The organism is Frankia sp. CoWAU3, assembly GCF_977971855.1.
In genome coordinates this window covers 4876-7046 of the sequence record NZ_CDWWXB010000165.1, presented here as the reverse complement: position 1 = coordinate 7046, position 2171 = coordinate 4876, and the positions used below count along the sequence as shown (strand labels likewise).

At 70.7% G+C, this 2171-nt stretch carries 4 protein-coding genes; 2 read left to right on the top strand and 2 right to left on the bottom strand.

The window, feature by feature from the left end; genetic code table 11:
• A partial coding sequence (locus tag AC08ON_RS13855) for an ATP-dependent Clp protease proteolytic subunit (RefSeq protein ID WP_476607898.1) occupies positions 1-181 on the top strand: 181 nt, incomplete at its 5' end.
• On the opposite strand, the gene AC08ON_RS13850 is transcribed toward AC08ON_RS13855, so the two are convergent.
• Positions 161-925, bottom strand: coding sequence for a helix-turn-helix domain-containing protein (locus AC08ON_RS13850; RefSeq protein ID WP_476607899.1), 765 nt, complete (start codon positions 923-925; stop codon positions 161-163). The two genes, AC08ON_RS13855 and AC08ON_RS13850, sit on opposite strands and share 21 nt — an antisense overlap.
• Positions 926-1306: 381 nt before the next feature.
• A complete protein-coding gene (locus tag AC08ON_RS13845; protein WP_476617115.1) occupies positions 1307-1483 on the bottom strand; it encodes a hypothetical protein in 177 nt (58 codons plus the stop codon).
• Positions 1484-1743: 260 nt separating this feature from the next.
• On the opposite strand from AC08ON_RS13845, the gene AC08ON_RS13840 reads away from it, so the two are divergent.
• A partial coding sequence (locus AC08ON_RS13840; RefSeq protein WP_476617114.1) for a hypothetical protein occupies positions 1744-2171 on the top strand: 428 nt, incomplete at its 3' end.

The following is a 2171-nucleotide window of genomic DNA, read 5'->3' as shown; positions in this document are numbered from 1 at the left end:
CGTACGGGCGCTGCAGGAGACGATGCTCGCCCGCCACACCGGTCGTACCGAGACGGAGATCCGTCGCGACACCGAACGCGATAAGATCTTCAGTGCCGATGAGGCCGAGGAGTACGGCCTCATCGACGAGGTCATCATGAGCCGTAAGGCCGCCCGGCTTCTATCGGCACGCAGCGCCTGACCGGGTGCGATCCGGCGGTTGGCCGCTCCGGTCGGCCTGCCACACGTCGACTGGCCACAGGCCGACCTGTCGACGAGCGTGCCCGCGGCCGCCTTCCGGACGACTACGCCGCGGCCGGAAGGCGGCTGCGGGCCGGGACCACCTGCCCGGCCCCCCCGATCTCCCCGATCCCCGCGGACCGGGAGCGACGGCGGCTCGCCGCGGGCCGGGCACCACCATCCGGCCGGTATGGACGGCGGCCCGGAAGCTCGGCGAGAGTCCCAGGTTCGGCGACACGCCGAAGGGCGACGCCGCGCCGACCGTTGCGCCGACACCGGTTGTTTCGATGCCAGCCGAGCCCGTGATGCCAGCCGAGCCCGTGATGCTGGCGGTGGCCGCGGTGCCGCTGGCGGCGTGCAGGTCAGCGGAGATGACGCGGGCCGTGATCGGTGGTGTCGCCTGCCCGTGGACGGCGGACAGCGGCCCAGGCGATGTCACGGGGGTGACCTCGGGTTCGAGCCGGGCGAGCTCCAGACGCACCTCGTCCAGCAGATCGGACAGCCGGATGTGCAGCGCCCGGCAGACCGCGGCGAGGATCTCCGAAGACGCCTCCTTCAGGCCGCGTTCGATCTCCGAGAGGTATGGCATCGACACCCGCGCCGCGTCCGCCACGTCCCGCAGGGTGCGGCCCTGAGCGAGGCGACGTCGGCGCAGCGCCTGCCCGACCAGCCGGCGCAGCAACGGCATCTCGGTATCATCCGTCATCGCCATCAGGAACCTCCGGGGGACTGGTGCCTTGAGGGGGCAGGGGAATCGGAGAGGCGCTCGCGTCCTGACAGATACACGCGTCCCGGATACTGATCACGTGGGTGGGAAGGCGCCCGCTGCCGCAGCCACCCCCGGGTAAGTCGATGGAGGGCTAAGGCACCGAGCGTATCCGCTGCGCCCTCGCCGGAACCGCAAGTACCGCACCCGGCATTCCGCCCACACCTTTGCCGCCGACGTTGCCGGAGGCGGACGAACCGTGCGGCGCCGATGCATACGGCGACAACGTGTGAGGCGACGGACGCCGAAAGTGGCACGAAGATGCACCAAAGGTCGGTATTTCTACATCATCCGCGCACTTAGCGTCGTTTCCGTCGTGATTCATCCTGACCGTCCGGTCTCCGGAACGGTCGTCGCGGTGGCCCGCTTAGCCGGGGCCGCCAGGGACAGGAGATCCGTGGAGGCTCCCACACACGTGCCCCGTGCCGTTGCCACGCCGATGGCCGTACCCATGTCCATGTCCTCGGCCGCGTCGGTGCCGATGGCGGTCCTCGGCACCCGTCCCCACGCCCACCTTGAGCCGCCCGGCGCATCCCCGCGGGCGACGGCGTCCGGGTCGTGTACCCCGGCTCCGGCCCTCGACATGACCGGAGACGACCGCGTAGCCCTGTGGCAGCAGCGCCTGCTCGAGGCGGAGTCGGGGGTTCCTGCTGGAACACCACGCCGATCTGCGTCTACTCGACTGGCTGCATACCCAGGCCGAGATCTTCGCCGACTTCCCGGCGCCCGACGATCGTGATCCGACGGCCTGGCAGCGGGTGTTCTTCCGCGCGCAGGCACTGATCGAACGGTTCATCGTGTCGCGCTGGGGCGAGGCGGAGCTCGTCGACTGGGCGAGGGCCAATGCCTCGGTCTTCGGCAAGGTGGAGCCCGAGCCGACCGGCCGGCCCGCCGACGTCGTCCACCGGCTCGCACGCCAGGCGGATCTCTACTCCTCCCGTTACGCGGTCGACACCGACGAGCCCATGCGGGCGACCCTGATCATCTCGCACTGTGGCATCTGGGACTACCGCGAGCAGGCCCGCGCCCGGGGCGTGCCCCTCACCCTGGCCTCCCCCTGTTCGTTCTGCACCACTGCCCTCTCGGCGAACATCCGGGCCAAGGGATACGAACCGGCCTTCCGCCTGCTGCATGACGACCCCTCGGTCCCGTCAGCCGGCGTGGCCGTGCCCGCTCCGGGCGACCG